Consider the following 20384-nt stretch of genomic DNA (forward strand, 5'->3'; position numbering starts at 1 on the left):
TCGGGGGCATTCCTGATTAAATTCATCGATTTGCATTGCTTACGAAGCCAGTTTTGCTCTACAAAACTTAAGGAGGCACGTTATGAAGAAATGGTTTTCACAAATTCTTGTTGCTGCTATGCTTGCCGCATCCATTCCTGTAAGCGCTCACGCTGAAGCAGCAGTCGATTCGCTGCCGGCATTCCCAGGCGCCGAAGGCGGAGGCAAATATGTGACCGGCGGACGCGGTCAAGCGGTATATGAGATTACTACACTCGCGGATTATAAGATCAATGAAACGCCAATTCCCGGCTCTCTGCGAGACGCTGTAAGCCAGAGCAACCGGACGGTCGTCTTCCGCGTCGGAGGTACGATTCGATTGAAGGAAAGCCTAAAAATTACAGGCTCGAACTTGACCATTGCAGGACAAACCGCCCCCGGCGACGGCATTACTGTAACCGATTACACGACGACCGTCGAGGCGGATAATGTCATTGTCCGGTATATGCGTTTCCGCTTGGGCGATCGTTATCCCAGCGAGGACGATGCCTTCGGCTTTCGCTATCACAAAAACATTATCGTTGACCACTGCTCCTTCAGCTGGTCGGTCGATGAGGTGCTCAGCCTTTACGAAAACCAGAACACAACGGTGCAGTGGTCGATCGCCGAGGAAAGTATGCTGATGACGACGCATCAAAAGGGGCGTCACGGCTACGGCGGCATCTGGGGTGGAAATAATGCCAGCTTTCTTCATAACCTCGTTGCCCATAACTTTAGCCGCAACCCGAGATTCCCGACGGTCAAGAATGAATATGACATCGTGGAGTCGACCAACAACGTGATTTACAATTGGGGGCTTTTTTCCGCATACGGCACCGGCGGCGAAGGGCAGTACAACTTGAATAATAACTATTATAAATATGGTGCAAACACTTATTACAATGTGCGTAATCAGTTGTTCGATCAACTCTCTTCGCCAAGCAAGATGTACGTAGGCGGAAATATTATGGATGGCGACGCTGCGGTCACATCCGACAATTGGCTTGGCGTGCAAAGCGTGCAAGACCCTTCTTTGAAGCTGTCTCAGCCCGCGCAGGTCGCCGGCGGCTACGTGCCTGAATCTGCTCAGGACGCGTACAATCATGTCCTCGCAGGTGCGGGGGCTACTTTGCCAAAGCGTGATGCGATCGATGCCCGGGTCATGAACGACGTGAAAAACAGAACCGGCCAACATATGAATTCCCCGCTCGAGGTGGGCGGATATCCCGATTATCCGACAGTCGTCTCAACCGTAGTCGATCAGGATCATGACGGCATAGATGATGCTTGGGAATTGGAAAAGGGCTTGTCCCCTACAAACCCGGATGATCGAAACGGGGTAAATTTGTCTCCGGAAGGATATACGAACCTTGAGGTGTACCTTCATGGCTTGATTGTCAAAGGAAACGCGGGCGGCAACAATACGGATAACCCAGTTGTCTCGATCACATCCCCAGTTAACAACAACTTGAAAGAAGCCGGAAGCCATGTAACCGTGGAGGCTTCTGCTTCTGACAAGGACGGGATTGCCAAAGTAGAATTCATTGTTGATGGCATTGCCATAGCGGAGGATTTGGCGGCTCCGTACAGCTTTGATTGGAATAACATGACCGACGGCACTCATTTCCTTGTCGTTCGTGCAACGGACAAAGCGGGACTTTCGACGCATTCGGACAATGTCGCTATTCATGTAAACAAAACCGGTCCGATCGCTCCATGGCAAGCGCAAGATATTGGTTCTGTAGGCATCCCGGGCCATACACAGCTGGAAGGCAACGCACAGACGGTAACGGTCAAAGCTGCAGGGGATATTGGCGGCACTGCCGACGCGTTCCACTTCGCGTATCAGTCGTTAACAGGCAACGGCGAAATCATCGCCCGTGTTGAGCATGTTACACCTACAGATGACAACGCCGAAGCAGGCGTTATGATTCGCGAATCACTTAATGCTTCCTCCAAAATGGCGCTGCTTGCGATTCCTTATGTCAAATTTGGCAAGAAAGGCGTCATAATCAGCCGTTCGGCGGCAGGCGGAGATTCTGCGAGGGAGGAGCCGGATGATTTCATATCGACGCCTTATTGGGTAAAGCTCGTTCGACTTGGCAGCCAGCTGACAGGACTGATATCCGCAGACAAGACGAACTGGAAGCGGGTCGCAACCGTTGACATTCCGATGTCGGAAACCGTCTATATCGGGTTGGCGGCGGACGCCTCCAAGACGATAGACGACATTAATAAATACAACACTGCACTATTCAGCGGTGTGGAACTTCATACGTTAGCCGCAGATTTTCCAACGCCTCCACAGGCACCAGCGGCAGTGGCAGGGCAAAATAAAGCAGTGCTGAGCTGGTCCCCGGTAAGCGTGGCAACCGGCTATAACATCAAACGAAGCGACATCCACGGCGGCCCTTACACAACGATCATGCCAAACACGACGTCATCGTCCTATACCGACACGAACCTGGTAACGGGCAAAACGTATTATTATGTCATTAGTGCGTTAAATGCGAATGGCGAAAGCTTCGATTCAACGGAGGTCAGCGCAACTCCTACTGGCGCTCCTGAGATCATTTGGCTCATTGCGGACAATTTTGAAGGAGATACCATTGGAGAAATGCCTGCCGGATATACATTGGTCAATCCAATTCCGGCGACAGCCACGAATAAAGTGATTACACAGGCAGTTCCGGGGACGAGTACAGGAAACAGCTCGGACAAAGTTATGCAGCTTTTTGATACAGGCTCGGTAAACACCAGGGCTGCTAAGACCTTTACACCGCAAAAGGGTACAGTCATCCTCGAAGCGGATTACATGCAGCAATCGATGATCGGCTCTGCCGGCCTGCTCCAGCTGCAAACACCGGATGGCGGTAAGACGCCTTTGTCTTTGGAAATCCGCAAACCGGCAGGTGAAAGCAATAATGTATTCGTCATCAACAATGGCGGTACGTACGTGAAGTTAACCAACGAGCAGCCGGCACTCAATCGTTGGATCAATATCAAGATTGAAGCGAACGTTCAAACGGGCAAAGCAAAGATTTATGTGGATAATGTTCCGGCGGTGACTCCGGAAATTGATTTCCTCAGCACGGCTCTAGCCGATACGCAAGCGAAGGGAATTGGCCGTATTCATTTCTCCACACCGGGAAGTGGATCGGGCAGCCCCTATTGGGATAACGTGAAGGTGTATGTGGAGCCGGTAGCTTCTCCGAAGGGATTGGTTGCGGTACCGGGCAATGGAGCTGTTGAATTGAAATGGCCGGATGTACAAGGGGCGACCTCGTACAATGTGAAGCGAAGCGAAACGGATGGAGGCCCTTATGCAACCATCCAATCTGAATCGCAGACAGCTTCGTTTATCGATAACACAGTAACGAACGAGAAGACGTATTACTACGTCGTTACGGCCAACGGAGTTGGCGGAGAATCCGCTGCTTCCAATCAGGTGCAAGTAACTCCGTCGGCATCCGCTATAAAGCCCGCGGCACCTACAGGACTGAACACAGTGAGCCGGGATTCTCAATTAGATTTGAGCTGGAACGCCGTGGACAATGTCAACTTCTATACGGTGAAAAAAGCGGCCAGCCCGTCGGGACCCTTCGAGGTCATCGCTGCCAATATTACGGCACCGGCTTATCGGATGGGTGGCGTGCTGGATGGCGTAACCGAATATTACGCAGTAACGGCTACGAATGTAGCGGGAGAAAGTGAAGTCTCGGCATCTGTGAGCGGCGTTGCCCTTGCACAGATTGGTACGCCTAGCTTGACGGCGGAGGCGGGCGACGCCCAAGTGACGCTGAGTTGGACGCCGGCTGCACAAGCCAACCGTTATACGCTGAAACGGGCCACGAGCATAGAGGGGCCATACACGATTATCGCTGCAGATGTGACGGGAACGAATTATACCGACACGAAGCTGGTTAACGGTCAGCCTTACTACTACAAAGTATCTGCCGCAAACGAGTCGGGTACCGGCCTGGAGTCCATTGTTGCAGCAGCTCGCCCCGTACTGAACATCGGCCAGCCGGATGTGCCGGTTGGCATCAAAGCGGATCCAGGAAATACGGAGGTTCAGTTGACGTGGAATGCGGTCAGCGGTGCTGGCGATTACCAGGTGGTTCGCTCAACCAGCAAGAACGGACCATTCTCGGTTATCGCCGATCAAGTGGCTGGGCTGGCGTTCACCGATAAGGGGCTGGCCAATGATACAGCTTACTATTACGCTGTTGCGGCGTACAACGATAAAGGTTCTAGCTATCATTCCTTGCCGGTTAAGGCAGTACCGGGCACAGTGTTCGCCGTGGCCCAGGATGGAAGCGGGCAATTCGCAAAAATTGCGGATGCCATCAATGCCGTTCCGGACAACAGCACGAGGCTTACGATTATCAAAGTGAAGAACGGCATTTATAACGAGAAGGTGCTTGTCCCTTCGACGAAAAAGATGATCACGATGACCGGGGAAAGCCGGGAAGGGACTGTGCTTGTCAATGGAGATTCAGCAAGCACGATCGGTCCGAACGGACAGCCGCTAGGTACAAGCAACAGCTATACGCTGAGGACGTCGGGAACTGACTTTACGTTGGAAAATATGACGGTTCAGAACAATGCCGGGCGGACTGCAGGGCAAGCCGTCGCGCTCTATGCGGAAGGCGACCGGGGGATTTTCCGCAACGTGAAACTGTTAGCTTACCAGGATACGCTGGAGACCGAAAGAGGACGGCAGTATTTTGTCAACAGCCACATCGAGGGAACCGTCGACTTTATCTTCGGTAGCTCTGCGGCCGTATTAGAGAACAACATCATTCAAAGCGTTGGTCCCGGTTATGTGACGGCGCCGTCCACGGAAATGGGTAAGCCGGGATACGTGTTTGTCAATAATCAACTGATTGCCAGTCCAGATGCGTCTGCCGGAACTGTAGACCTCGGCAGACCATGGCGAGATTACGGCAGCACGACGTATATCAATAACTACCTTGGGGAGCATATCCGGGCTACAGGCTGGAACGAATGGGTTGCCGGCCGTTCGAAGACTGCCCGCTTTTCAGAATACTTAAGTTACGGACCGGGAGCCAACCCGGCTGGGCGTGTCAATTGGTCGACACAATTGACAGCGGAAGAAGCGGCACAATATACCATAGCATCCACTCTTGGCGGCTCCGACGGTTGGAATCCGAAAGGGTCGATCGGGTTGATTGACAAAGCTCCGGTTGCTCTCGTGCGGGTGTCATCCATCTCGGTAATTGCGGCTGGGCGGAGTGTACTCGATCACGTCGAAGAATGGCTCGCGGTCCTTGCAGGCATTGGTTCTTCCGGGCAATGCGACAAACCCGTCGGTTGCCTGGGAAGTGTTTGAAAGCGACGGAATTACGCCTTCGAGCCGGGCGATGATTGACGCCGACGGATTGCTGACCGCGAAGAATAACGGAGTAGTCAAGGTTGTCGCGACCGCAAAAGACGGCAGCGGGGTTCATGGAAGCATGTATATTTTCATCAGCGGCCAAACGAGCATCCTTGCCGACTTGCCGATCGCAAAGCTTAGCGGGCCTGCGACCGTATATTCGGGGCAGGAGTTCAGCTACCGGGTAGGGTTAAGCAATGTTTCGTCCTCCCAATACTCGTCAGTGTATGCATTGGATTTCACGATGCAATTCGGGACGAACACTGTGGAATTTGTTTCCGCCGATTCGCTCAAACCGGGCTTCCAGATCATCGCTCAGAAGACGGACATTCCGGGTCAGGTGAGGATTATCGCGTCCAGTCTGGGATCTTCCAACGCCATAACCTCCAACGGCGATATTATGGAATTGAAGTTTAAAGCGAAGCCGGTCTCGGGTATGGATGCAGCGACGCTTGGTTTCACTTCCTTTAAAGTCTCCAACGGGGCGGCTCAAAGCTTTGCTGTGTTGCAGGCTAATCCATCCATAATACAAGTTGCTCCTTCTGCCAAGTAAACGGGGTAGTAGAATACCAGTCTTTCGGTTCAGACGTCGCTTAAAACGGGTTTGCGCCGAAAGGCAAAGGGATGGGAGTGCAGATGGCTGTTGCCATTTATCATTTGTTTGCTCTGCAGCAATAAACGCAATTCGCCTTGAATAACGTTACATGAAAAGGAAGTGGTCTAGTTGAAAAGGCTATTGAAAATTGTGTTGTCCGCACTTTTATTAACAGTATCCTTCCCCCATATAGAAAGCCAAGTAGCGGCCGCCGTGTCCGTGCCCTCCGGGAATACTGCATTAATCAATGATGATTTGAATGGGGTAACTGATGCGACGGTGATGAAAACCACAAACCCTATGACGACGGTAGCGGGCTATACGCCTACGATTACCGGCGCCAACAGTTCGATCGGCATTACCAGAACAGGAATGGACGGAGGCGAAGCCGTTACTTCCGATGCTTTGTTGCTCAGGGACTTGGACGGCAAGAACGGGCTTGGCCAAACTGTCGGAGATGGCAGCGGTTCCACGGCCATCGCCAAATCATTGGGACAAAATGTTAAAGAAGGCATCTTGACGATTGAGCAGGATATGTATTTCTTCGGAGACACAACTGTCCCGAACGGAACGAACGATATCAGCCGCGGTCGAACAGTCCTGGCCTTGTCCGGCGGGATCAATGATGCGAATCGTACGACGGATACGCTCGTTCAAGTCGACCTCAAAGGCGGCAGAATTGCATGGAAGGACAGCACCGGAGCTTTTACCAATATTACACCGAACAGCGTCTCGAACGGGGTATGGTACCATTTGAAGGCAGTTGTCAACTTCACTTCGTTCCGTGCCGACTACTACGTTACCAAAATGAGCGACGGAACGATGATCGGTAAGCTGGAGGGCCAACCGTTCTCGCTGAAAACGCTCGGTGCTGCGCCGACGGATTATGCGGTCGCCAAGTCGTATTCGGCAACTACCGGCGGCACGACAGCGCAAAATATTTTGCTGGATAACATCATTGTCTACAAGCCGAATGCGCTGCCGGATGCGCCTGTCTGGGGAAGCCTTACGCCATACGCCTCCAAAGTAAAATTGTTATGGAAGGCTGCGAAAAACGCAGAGTCGTATTCGATTCTGCGCGGCACGACTTCCGGCGGACCGTATACGACGATTGCTTCGGGACTTCCTGTTACGCAATTGGATTACTACGACTCGACCATAACGAATGATACGACCTATTACTATAAGATTAGCTCTGTCAATACATTCGGCAATAACGATTCGGTGGAGCAATCCGTAACGCCAACGGCATCTGCGGCGTTGCCCCAGCCTCCGGCGAATATAGCCGTTGTCGCCCGTGATTCAGCGGTAAGCCTATCATGGAGCCAGGTTTCAAGCGCAAGCCAGTATACGTTGAAACGCAGCACGTCTTTGGAAGGACCGTATACAACCCTTTCAAGCACGCTGCCGTATACGCAAACAAGCTACTATGATTCAGGCTTAACGAACGGTACGACCTATTATTATACATTGGCAAGTACAGCGCCCGATGGAACACCCGGCAACGACAGCGCGCCTGTTGTTGCGAAGCTGGCCGCACCGTTTGCGTCGCCTGCGAATGTTATTGCCAATGTTGCCGATTCGCAGGTTGCTATAAGTTGGGAGCCTGTCAGCGGCGCAGCCTATTATACCGTGAAACGCAGCACGAACTCCGGCGGCCCTTACGCAACGATCGCGGCTAACGTCGCCTCGGAGGGCTATACGGATGTAACGGCGGTCAACGGCACAATCTATTATTATGTGGTTTCCGCTTCCAACGGACAGCTCGAAAGCATGAATTCCATACAAGTTGCCGCATCGCCTGCTTCCATAGCGGTAGGGGCGCCGGCCGCTCCAGACGGAGTTGCCGTTAACCCCGGCAATAACAAGGTGGCATTACAATGGAATCCTGTGCCGGGGGCGGCTTCCTATTCGGTGAAGAGAGCGGTCTCGTTTGCCGGACCGTACACGGTATTGAGCGCAGGCTTGACCGGAACAAACGCCAACGATGACACTGCTTTGAACGGCACGACCTACTACTATATCGTGGCGGCTACGAGTGCAAATGGAGAAGGTGCGCCCAGCAAGCCGGCCATTGCGACACCTGCGTCAATGATCGTCGTTGCGAAGGACGGTACGGGAGATTTCACTTCTATTCAAAATGCGGTAAATTCCATCGCATCGAACAATACGGTCAGAACCGTTATTTTCATCAAGAACGGCGTGTATAAGGAAAAGATTTTGGTTAATAAGCCTTATGTCAGCTTGGTTGGCCAAAGCCGGGACGGCACGGTTTTGACCTACGACGACTATGCCTGCAAGGAGAGCCCGACCGGAACTCCGGCGGCTGCGGGCTTCTGCTCTGCTTTGCCTGCAGGAACGCTCATTTTGGGAACAGGCAACAGCTACTCGGTCAGCGTAACCGGAACCAATTTCACGGCGGACAGCTTGACGATTCAAAATACAGCGTACCCGAGAACGTTGGTTGCACCGGCCGTTGCGTTGTCTGTGACGGGAGACCGCGCTGTATTTACGAACTTGAAGGTGCTCGGCTTCCAGGACACTCTCTATGCGAACAGCGGCAGACAATACTATAAGGACGTTATTATTGAAGGCGATGGCGATTATATCTTCGGCAATGCGAAGGCGGTCTTCGACAGATCGGAGATCAAATTCGTAGGCAAGGCGGGAGGTCATATTACAGCTGCTTCAACGGATGCGACAGCTGAATTCGGTTATGTGTTCCTGAACTCGAGATTGACACGAGGCACTTCTGCATTAAAATCTTTCGTAACGGTAGGAAGCTGGGATTCCTCTTGGGATATCGATGCCAATATCAGCGCAACGAACAGCACCGTCGATTTGGGCAGACCCTGGAGGCCGTACGCCAATGTCAAATATATCAACAGCTGGATGGATGCCCATATCAAAGCCATCGGTTGGGACAACTGGGGCAGTGTCAGCAATGAAGCGACGGCCAGATACGGGGAGTATAACAGCAGCGGGCCGGGAGCCAATGCGAAGGGCAGGTTCAGCTGGACCAGACAATTAACGGCTAGTGAAGCCAATGAATATACGCCGCAGCGAATATTGGCGGGAGCAGACGGATGGGAGCCGACGTTAATCAGCATGCTGCCCGGACAAGAAGCTCCACAAGCACTGTCAGCCCCGGGAGGAGTGAACGCGACGGCGGGCAACGGTACAATTACGCTGAATTGGAGCCCTGTTGCTGGAGCCGCCTACTACAGCGTGCAACGCAGCACAACAAGCGACGGCAGCTTTACGGCGATCGCCGGTTCCGTATATGACACGACCTATACAGATGTTAACGTAATGGCAGGCCAAACCTACTATTATACGGTGGCCGCAAACAATGCGGATGGTCAAAGCGCGCCGTCCGAGACGGTAAGCAGCACAATAAAAGGGAGTGTGAATGCGGATATATCGGTTCTCCATTTCATTATTGTCAATGCGGAAGCTGCGGTCCTCGCCGCAGTGGAAGGAACAGGCACAGGGCAGTACCCGTCTGGAGCGAAGGCAACGTTCCAATCGGCGATCCAGACTGCCAAGGCGGTTGAGAGCAACGGTGCGTCGACACAGCAGGAGATCAATCAAGCTGCCCTTGAGCTGAATAAGGCGATTCAAAATTTCTCTAACACAGTTAATTTCAATTATGATCCTATGGATGTCAACAAGGATGGGGAAATCGGGATCGCAGATTTGGGATGGATCACTGCTCATTACGGCAAATCATCCGCGGATTCCGACTGGGACTTGGTCAAAGCGGGGGACATCAACCTGGACGGGAAAATCGATAATCAGGATCTGATGGTGATTGCTAATCTCATTCAGAACGTACCCGACAAGGTCGAACAAATTACCTACAAATTTAATTTTACCAACACAGCTAAAGACGGATACTCGTCAGTGGTTTATGGCCCGAATAACGGTGCGCCGCTGTACAACTCTTCGGTTGGCTACGGCTTTGTTAATGAGACCAGCGCGCTGCCGGCAAGACAAGTGCATACGGCTCCAATTACTTCGGACGGAACCGGTTTTGTCATTAGCGAACCGCAATTTTATGCAGAGAAAGGCTTTGAGAAGGACAACTACAACAATTACGGCATGGCATTTCGGATCAAAGCTCCTCCGGGAGCGTACCAAGTTTACGTTAAAACAACCTCCGCTGCTGCGGACACAACCGTATCGGTTTCGGGCATGCAGACGAGCCGGCTCCTGAAAGGCGGATACTGGGATACGGCAAAGCTAGTGCCAATACGCAATTTCATTACAGCGAGCGGAAAGGAATGGACCTATAACTTTATCAACGGGCGGAGCTTTATCGATATCGAGATTGAACCGAACAAAACCAATACGCCTGTTGGCGTGCAGGAAATCGTCCTTACTCCGATCGCACCGCAAACGCGCGCTGCTGGAAGCCTTCCGACGATTTATACGCTGGGGGATTCCACAGTCAAATCCTACACCTTTGACGAAACGCCGATGAGTGGCTGGGGTCAAGTATTTGACAATATGTTCGATTTGAGCAAAGTGAATGTCGTTAACTATTCGATGGGTGGACGTTCGTTCAAGAGCGCTTATACGGAAGGCCGTTTTAACGATATTCTGATGACAGGAAAAGTCGGGGACTACGTGATGTTTCAGTTCGGTCATAATGACGAAAGTACGGATGAGAACCGTCGATTCGGCAGAGGCGCTACTGAAGCGATGTATGAATCTTATATCAAGGAAGTGTATGTTCCTGCCATTCGGGCTCGCGGGATGATTCCCGTACTGGTGACTCCGATGTCCAGGGTCAATGGTGCTGCGCAGCCAGGATCTGTCTATACGAACTCTTTTAAAACCAGATTGTTCCCGGATATTATGAAAAAGGCTGCTGAGGAACTGGGAGTCACCGTTGTTGATCTGAACTCGGAAAGCCTCAAGTATTATAACGCTATCGGAGTCGAAGCGACGACCGCGATCGTCATGTCCATTGAAGCGGGGGAAACGCCGGGCAAAACCAACGACGGAAGCTACGCCAACGGACATCCGTCAAACAAAATAGACGGAACTCACTATAAGGAAGCTCTCGGGAAACAATTCGCCCGGATCATCGTTACGGAAATCGCTGGCAAAGGAGCCGCAGGCGATCCGAAAGCCGCGAATATTGCTTCTTTTCTTAAACAAGACGTCAAGGCTGCCATCGCAGCGGGCGACTGGTCGAACATCTTCCCGGAAATGGCCAAGGATACGACGACCGGTGCAGGCTCATATTATCGGAATCAGATTGAGAAGCTGCTTCAGCTTGGCGTTATGAGCAAGGATAGCAATGGAAACTTTAATCCCGACATGAAGATGTCGGTGGGCGAATTCGTTAGAGCCATCAGCTCGATTATGGACGTGGATTCATCGGTATTGGCCGGATATGCGAACGGAGAGCTGACACGCGAGGTAATGGGCGCTATATTGGACGATGCTTATCGGGCCAAATTCGGTACTGCGAAGCCGAAGTACATGACCGATTACAACGGCACGACCGCAGTGCCCGGCAGCCCGAACTACGATCCGAATTTGGATTCCGGCGCCAAAGGCGTGATGTATTATCCGCTTGTTTCCTTCGAGCAGCTTACGGATACGGCGGATATATCTCCTGATTTGGTCAATAAGGTAAAGGATGCTTATGAATTGGGTCTCATCCGGTCGGAGAAAGGTATCGCGAGAGGCAAGATGATCAATGGCACAGAGCTTGAGCCGAAGATGATCGTTGCAAGAGCGAAAGCGGCCAAAGCACTTTATTTTATGTGGGTGCTCGTAAATGAGGTAAACGTTGAGAATGATTTTGTCAAAGCCCACATCGATAATGTCGCTCCAACGGCAACAGTGGGTTACAGCACAACAGCGCCTACCAATCAGGATGTAGTAGCAACGATTACGCCAAGCGAGGCTGTTACGGTCATCAACAATGGCGGATCTACCAGCTATACATTCACGGCTAACGGCAGCTTCACCTTTGAATTTATGGATGCTGCAGGCAACAAAGGCTCGGTTGAAGCCGCTGTGTATAACATCGATAAAATCGCACCTACGGCGACGGTGGCTTACAGCACAACAGCGTCTACCAATCAGGCTGTAGTAGCAACGATTACGCCAAGCGAGGCTGTTACGGTTATCAACAATGGCGGATCAACCAGCTATACATTCACGGACAACGGAAGCTTCACCTTTGAATTTATGGATGCTGCGGGCAACAAAGGCTCGGTTGAAGCCGCTGTGTATAACATCGATAAAATCGCACCTACGGCGACGGTGGCGTACAGCACAACAGCGCCGACCAATCAGGCTGTAGTAGCAACGATTACGCCAAGCGAGGCTGTTACGGTTATCAACAATGGCGGATCAACCAGCTATACATTCACGGCTAACGGAAGCTTCACCTTTGAGTTTGTTGACGCGGCAGGCAACGTGGGCAGCGCTACGGCCACCGTCAGCAACATCGATACGACTGCGCCGACATTAACACTGATTCCGGATAAGCAGACTTTATCGACTGCGAATCATAAGCTGGTAACCGTTAGTATGAGCGTCTATGGACAGGATGAAGGCGCCGGCGTCAGTACGATCGTCCTGACCTCAATTACGAGCAATGAGCCGGACGATGGCCTAGGTGACGGAGACACGGCGGGAGATATTCAGGATGCCGCTATCGGAACTTTTGATACGGAGTTTCAGCTGCGGGCTGAACGGTCCGGCAAAGGGCAGGGACGTATATATCTGATTACTTATACAATCACTGATCTCGCAGGAAATCAAACGATGGCTACTACTGAGGTTACAGTGCCGCATGACAACAAATAACTAGTTATTCGAAGTTACGAAAGGGAGCGATACAACACCTCCGGACCTGAAATTGGGTCCTGGAGGTGTAAAATAAAGTTCGCTTCTATCAAATGTGATACATTGAAAACGGTTACAAACTGAAGGTGGAGGTGTATATCACCATAAAAAATTTGAAAAATCGTAGTGCGGATTTCTTGTTTTCGACATGAGGTTGATACTATTCATTAGGAGGAAGCGTATGAGAAAAAGTATTTTGGCTATTGTAAGTTTGCTGTTATTGCTTTCATGGATTCAGATCGGAAGCCCCATGGCTTCGAGTGTAGCGTTTGCCGAAGATATTCCGAGTCTGTCCGGTGTACCGACCAATCTTACGGCCAAGCCCAGAAACAGCCAGGCAGATCTGACCTGGAATCCGCCGATTGATTATCCGGTCATCGCATACAGGCTTTACCGGAGCACCGATCCTGCAGGCCCCTACACCAAAATTGCCGACGTACTGGACACCAAGTACCGTGATTTCGGACTGGACAACGGTACTAGATACTATTATCAGGTCACATCCGTCAGTGTAGGGGAAAGCGCGCCTTCTGCCGCTGCCGCCGTTGTACCGATAGCGCCGTTCGACGCTCCAACCGGTTTGACGGCTATAAGCGGCGACGGTCAGATTACGATCCGCTGGAACCAGGTTGCTGGAGCTCTATCTTACGATGTGAAGCGCAGTACGGAAAATGGCCGAAACTATGAGACGGTTGTTTCGGGTGTAACAGATCTCCAATATACAGATTCAACGGTAAGCAACGGCACCAGGTATTACTATGTCGTATCGGCCGCAAGCCCGGTGACTGCAAGCGCCAATTCCGCATCCGTTCAGGTAGTCCCTGCGCCGAGCGGAACGCCTGCAATTCCGGACAGCATTCAAGCTGTTGCCGACAATGCCCAGGTCATATTGACCTGGCGAGAGGTCAGCGGGGCGGTATCGTATACCGTCAAACGTGGTGCATTCAAGAGCGGTCAATACGAGACCATTAAGACCGGTATTCCCGGGACAAGCTATCAGGACGCGGGCCTTGTCAATGGCGTAACCTACGATTATGTGATTTCAGCGGTAAACGCCCATGGGGAAAGCTATCATTCCGAACCGATCGCTGTCACCCCGGCGGATGTTTTGGTCGTCGCGAAAGATGGAACGGGTGATTTTACAACGATTCAAGCGGCATTGAATGCGGTTCCGGCCAATAACACCAAAAGGACCGTTATCTATATTCGCAACGGCGTCTATCGAGAGCAAATTGTCGTACCGGCAAACAAGCCGTATGTAAGCCTTGTCGGCGAAAGCGCAACCGGCACGATTCTCGTCTACAATCTTAACGTGAATTCCAAGAAACCTGACGGTACGCCGTATAGTACGCTCGAAACCGTGACGGCCCTCTTGCAAGGCCGCGATTTTTCGGCCGAAAACATGACCTTCCAGAACGACTCCGGTCCAGGCACCGGTCAGGCGCTCGCCGCTTATATAAGCGGGGACCGCAGTGTGTTCAAAAATGCCCGTTTCCTTGGTTTTCAGGATACGATCTACATTTCAGGGCGGGAATATTTCAAAGACTGCTATATCGAAGGCGACGTCGATTACATCTACGGTCCGGCGACCGCGTTCTTCGAAAACAATGAGTTGCACAACAATCGCCTGAACGGCGGTTATATAACCGCGGCAAGTACGCCGGAGACTACAACCTACGGGTATGTCTTTAAAAATTCGAAGATCACCTCCAATCCGGGGGTCAAGAACGTCTACTTCGGAAGACCGTGGCGTGAGTACGCTGCAGTAGCCTTCATCGACACGATGATCGATTCGTCGATCGCACCTTACGGCTGGCATAACTGGGATAAGCCGACTAACGAGAAAACGGCCAGATACTCCGAGTATAACAGCCGGGGACCGGGTGCGAATCCGAAAGCGCGTGTAGGCTGGTCGAAACAGCTTACACCGGAGGAAGCAAGTCAGTACACGGTACAAAACGTAATGAAAGGAACTGACAACTGGAACCCGCTGCGTACCGCCATCATTCCGTTAACAGATAATACGCATCCGGTTACAATCCTGACATCCTATACGGACGGGCAATATGTAAATGTAAACACTCCGACATTCACGTGGAGCTTCAGTGATGCGGATGCCGGCGACGCACAGCGTGCTTATCAGGTGCAAGGATCGAAAGACAATTGGCAGACGACGGCTTGGGATTCCGGGGAAATGGTCGATACTGCGACGTCGTATCAAGCTCCAATGATGCAGGATTACGATAACTGGAGCATTCGGGTTCGGACGCAAGATACCCGGGGGGCTTGGTCGAAGTGGGCTTATCGAACATTAGCCATAGATACCGCAGCTCCGACAGCTAAGGTGGTATACAGCACCACGACGATGACAAACCAGGATGTTATCGCCACGATCGAGCCCAATGAGCAAGTGACGATAACCAATAACAACGGGGCTTCCAGCTATACGTTCAGCGAGAATGGAAGCTTCACGTTTGAATTTATGGATGCAGCAGGCAACAAGGGCAGCGCTACAGCCACTGTGACGAACATCGACAAAGTCGCGCCTACGGCAACAGTGGCCTACAGCACGACAACGCCGACCAACAAAGATGTAGTTGCAACCATTACGCCAAGCGAGGCTGTGACGATCACCAATAATGGCGGTTCAACCAGCTATACGTTCAGTCAGAATGGCAGCTTTACGTTTGAATTTATGGATGCAGCGGGCAACAAGGGCAGCGCTACAGCCACTGTGACGAACATCGACAAAGTCGCGCCTACGGCAACAGTGGTCTACAGCACGACAACGCCGACCAACAAAGATGTAGTTGCAACCATTACGCCAAGCGAGGCTGTGACGATCACCAATAATGGCGGTTCAACCAGCTATACGTTCAGTCAGAATGGCAGCTTTACGTTTGAATTTATGGATAGGGCAGGCAATACAGGAACGGTTGTAGCATCAGTAAACAACATTGACAAGACGGCGCCGACGCTTCGTATCGTTCTTGACAAGACAACGCTCATGCCGGTGAACCATCAGTTAGAAACCGTAAATGCGAGCGTCTATGCGGACGATGGCATGTCGGGGATCGATTCGGTCGTGCTGATCTCGATAACGAGCAACGAACCGGACGGCGGCATGGGCAACGGAGATCAGCCGAATGATATACAAGGAGCAGAATACGGTACCCCGGATACTTCATTTATGCTGCGTGCAGAACGAGCGGGTACCGGTTCCGGACGCGTTTACACGATCACATACACCGCAACCGATAAAGCGGGGAATAAGACAACGGTCTCGGTAACTGTAACCGTCCCCCGCGATCAATCAAGCAATTAAAACGTTATTGAAGTTTGCTTCCAGGGTTAAGGACTCCGACAGCGTCTGTACGCTTCGGGATGTTATTGGCCGAAGAAAGCTACCGGGATGCGGGTCGTTTACGACAACGTCGCTCCCGAAATCAAGCGGATGGCCGGAAGGGGAAAAAACGACAATATTTACAGTACGGTTTATAACCCTTACCCGATTTCATGCCGATTGAGTGAAGCGGGAACGGTATGGGTTATGACGGCTTGACGGTTCAAACAGAGATTCTTTTAGGACTGCAGATTTTGGCAGGCAATCTCCAACCCAATTACGTTTAATGTCGTTCTGAAAGGAACCAGCACCCCGTAACTAATAGCGTTATCGGCATTTCGAAAGGGATAGAATTGTCCAACTGGGAGGCAAAATCTGTGAAAAAAACAATATGGTCGAAGAGGTGGCTTGCCTGCTTTCTGATGATCACGATGGTTGTGGGGCTTTTCCCGCTCCCAACGCTCACCGAAAGTGCATTCGGAGCGATTCCGGGACAATCGCAAATAACGGACAATCTGAAACCCGTGGCTCCGACCGGATTAACCGCCGTAGGAGGGAATGCCAAAGTAAGCCTGACTTGGAACACGGTAGACGGTGCTATATCCTACAACGTCAAGCGCAGTACCAGCGCAGGCGGACCGTATCAAGTCAGCGCTTCCGGGCTGACAGATCCGGCTTACACCGATGAAGCAGTTGTTAACGGTACGATGTACTATTATGTCGTAACCGCGGTTAATCTTTTAGGAGAAGGAGCTGCATCGGAGGAAGCGGGAGCCGAGCCGAAAGTGCCCCCTGCCAAGATACCCGGATTCCCCGGAGCTGAAGGGGCGGGAATGTATACGACCGGCGGTCGCGGCGGCAGTGTTTATTATGTAACGAATCTAAACGATTCGGGTCCGGGTTCGCTTCGCGACGGGATATCTCAAAGCAATCGGATGATCCTGTTCAACGTATCCGGCGTCATCCATTTGAAGAGCCGGTTAATAATAGCCGGAAGCAACTTGACGATTGCAGGGCAGTCGGCGCCCGGGGACGGCATAACGGTAGCGGATGGTGAGACGGTCATAGGCGGAAGCAACGTTATTGTGAGATATATCCGTTTTCGTCCGGGAGATCAAAATATTGCTAACGAACCGGATGCGTTCGGCGGACGCTTTATACACGATATTTTGGTCGATCATGTTTCCGCGAGCTGGTCGACGGACGAGGTGCTTTCGTTCTACAGCAATGTCCGCACCACGGTGCAGTGGAGCATCATTAGCGAGAGCTTGACGATGTCCGGACACGATAAAGGCAAACACGGCTATGGCGGAATCTGGGGCGGCGCTTCCGCGACATTCCATCATAACCTGATCGCGCATAATACGAGCCGAAATCCTCGCATCGGCGCGGGGACGGCGCCACAGCCGGCAACCGTCGACTTGCGCAACAATGTCATCTACGACTGGGGATATTTACCCACATACGGCGGGGACGGATCCCAGATCAATATGGTCAACAACTATTACAAACCCGGCCCCGGGACCTACGCTTCAGTGAGAAAACTATTTGCCTCAGCAGATACCGGATCATGGTACGTTGCGGGCAATGTGATGGATGGCTCGGAGGAAGTAACGGCGAATAACGAGCTTGGCGTTCGCGTCAATGGAGGAAGCTTGTCTCCGACCGAGTTTTCCGTGCCCGACGGTTCCGTTGCTACGGAAGCAGGCAAGGACGCTTATACCAGCGTATTGGCCAAAGCCGGGGCCATCCTGCCGAAGCGAGATCCGGTTGACGCGCGCGTTGTCAACGATGTGAGAAACGGGACCGGTCGGTTTATAAACAGGGCGACAGAGGTAGGCGGCTATCCCGAGATGAATTCGGCACCTGCGCCGGTAGATTCCGATGGGGATGGAATGCCCGACGTGTGGGAAGATGAGCATGGGCTGAACAAAAATGACAATAGCGACGGGAGCGCGCTGGAGAAGGGGGGAAGCGGCTATACGAACGTGGAGATGTACCTCCATTCGCTAGTCGATTGGACAAACGCGCCGAAAAACCCGAGCGTAGCGTTAACATCGCTGTCTTTGAACGAGTTGCATCTAACGGGCTCCAGCCTGACGCTTCAAACGACAGCAACTGCCCACGCGGCTGCCTCTATTGCCAAAGTGGAATTTTATGATGGTGTCGTGAAATTGGGCGAGGCAAAGGACGCTCCTTATTCATTTGTTTGGACTAACTTAAGCGGGGGCACCCATTATGTGTCGGCGAGAGCTATCGACAGCAACGGACTATCGACGCAGTCCTCGATTATTCCGATTCATGTCAACGATGCTGCGCTAAACGCAGAGTCTGCATGGAAATCGGTGGATATCGGCAACCCGCCGATCGCGGGAACCGCAAGCGTCGATGCCAATAACGTCTATACTGTCAAAGGATCCGGTGTAATAAGCGGCAGTCGGGATTCGTTCCAATTCACAAACCAGTTGTTAAAAGGCGATGGAGAAAGGATCGTGAAAGTGGAGTCCATCACGCCGGTTGACCAATACGCCGCTTCCGGCATCATGATCCGGAATACGCTAGACCCGGATTCCGCGATGGTCATGATCAGCACATCTTATGTCAAATCGGACACTCAGCCGACGAAATACTCCGTACATCTGATCTCCCGCGGGCAAAAGGGCGGCGTTACGACTACGCCAGCGAGACCGACAGCCGTGCTGGCCGCGACGAATATACCTGTCTGGCTAAAGTTAAACCGAACAGGCAACGTCTTTACGGCTTATGCGTCTCAAGACGGTCAAACGTGGACACAGGTTGGATTGCCACTCACGATCGGGATGAACCCGGATGTGTATATTGGGATCGCTGTCGATGCCAAGCAGGAAAGCAACGAGCTTCACAACTATAACGCTGTCAAGGTTTCCAACGTATCGTTGACGTTTCAGAATACGCCGCCGGTTACGACCGTGACTTCCTATTCGGACGGCCAATATATCAACGTAAGCAATCCGACAATCACGTGGAGCTTCAGTGATGCGGATGCCGGCGACGCACAGCGTGCTTATCAGGTGCAAGGATCGAAAGACAATTGGCAGACGACGGCTTGGGATTCCGGGGAAGTGGTCGATGGCGCGACGTCGTATCAAGCTCCAATGATGCAGGATTACGATACCTGGAGCATTCGGGTTCGGACGCAAGATACCCGGGGGGCTTGGTCGAAGTGGGCTTATCGAACATTAGCCATAGATACCACAGCTCCGACAGCCAAGGTGGTATACAGCACCACGGCGATGACAAACCAGGATGTTATCGCCACGATCGAGCCCAATGAGCAAGTGACGATCACCAATAACAACGGGGCTTCCAGCTATACGTTCAGTCAGAATGGCAGCTTTACGTTTGAATTTATGGATAGGGCGGGCAATACAGGAACGGTTGTAGCATCAGTAAACAACATTGATAAGACGGCGCCGACAGCCAAGGTGGTATACAGCACCACGGCGATGACAAACCAAGATGTTATCGCCACGATCGAGCCCAATGAGCAAGTGACGATCACCAATAACAACGGGGCTTCCAGCTATACGTTCAGTCAGAATGGCAGCTTTACGTTTGAATTCATGGATAGGGCGGGCAATACAGGAACGGTTGTAGCATCAGTAAACAACATTGACAAGACGGCGCCGACGCTTCGTATCGTTCTTGACAAGACAACGCTCTTGCCGGTGAACCATCAGTTGGAAACCGTAAATGCCAGCGTCTATGCGGACGATGGCATGTCGGAGATCGACTCGGTCGTGCTGATCTCCATAACGAGCAACGAACCGGACGACGGCCTGGGCGACGGAGATCAGCCGAATGATATACAAGGAGCAGAGTACGGTACTCTGGATACTTCATTTATGCTGCGCGCAGAACGAGCGGGTACCGGTTCCGGTCGCGTTTACACGATCACATACACCGCAACCGATAAAGTGGGGAATAAGACGACGGTCTCGGTAACTGCAACCGTACCCCGCGATCAGTCAAGCAAGTAAAACGTTATTGAAGTTTGCTTCCAGGGTTAAGGGCATCCCGACAGCGTCTGGGGAAGATTACTCAACCTCGCCGTAAGTCCCTTACCTGAGTCTGCAATTATCCTTAAGCGTAGATGTCATGAGAACAAAACA

5 protein-coding genes are annotated in these 20384 nt (G+C 52.0%); all 5 read left to right on the forward strand.

The features are described 5' to 3' along the window. Window positions 1-82 precede the first annotated feature (82 nt). The 5 genes from QFZ81_RS01015 (at window position 83) to QFZ81_RS01035 (ending at window position 20252) form a co-directional block, all read left to right on the forward strand. A complete protein-coding gene (locus QFZ81_RS01015; RefSeq protein WP_307601116.1) occupies window positions 83-5374 on the forward strand; it encodes a pectinesterase family protein in 5292 nt (1763 codons plus the stop codon). Then, window positions 5313-5972, forward strand: coding sequence for a cohesin domain-containing protein (locus QFZ81_RS01020; RefSeq protein WP_307601118.1), 660 nt, complete (start codon window positions 5313-5315; stop codon window positions 5970-5972). The genes QFZ81_RS01015 and QFZ81_RS01020 overlap by 62 nt, the downstream gene beginning before the upstream one ends. A gap of 171 nt (window positions 5973-6143) precedes the next feature. Beyond that, complete coding sequence (locus QFZ81_RS01025; RefSeq protein ID WP_307601120.1) at window positions 6144-12851, forward strand: pectinesterase family protein; 6708 nt, start codon at window positions 6144-6146, stop codon at window positions 12849-12851. A gap of 220 nt (window positions 12852-13071) precedes the next feature. Then, window positions 13072-16215: a pectinesterase family protein gene (locus QFZ81_RS01030; RefSeq protein WP_307601122.1), complete on the forward strand. Its 3144-nt coding sequence runs from the start codon at window positions 13072-13074 to the stop codon at window positions 16213-16215. Between the two features lie 395 nt (window positions 16216-16610). Continuing rightward, the gene (locus QFZ81_RS01035) at window positions 16611-20252 is read left to right on the forward strand and encodes an Ig-like domain-containing protein (protein ID WP_307601124.1); all 3642 of its coding nucleotides are present in this window, start codon (window positions 16611-16613) and stop codon (window positions 20250-20252) included. The last annotated feature ends 132 nt before the right edge of the window (window positions 20253-20384 follow it).

This window comes from Paenibacillus sp. V4I9, from assembly GCF_030817295.1.
In the GTDB taxonomy this organism is placed as follows: domain Bacteria; phylum Bacillota; class Bacilli; order Paenibacillales; family NBRC-103111; genus Paenibacillus_E.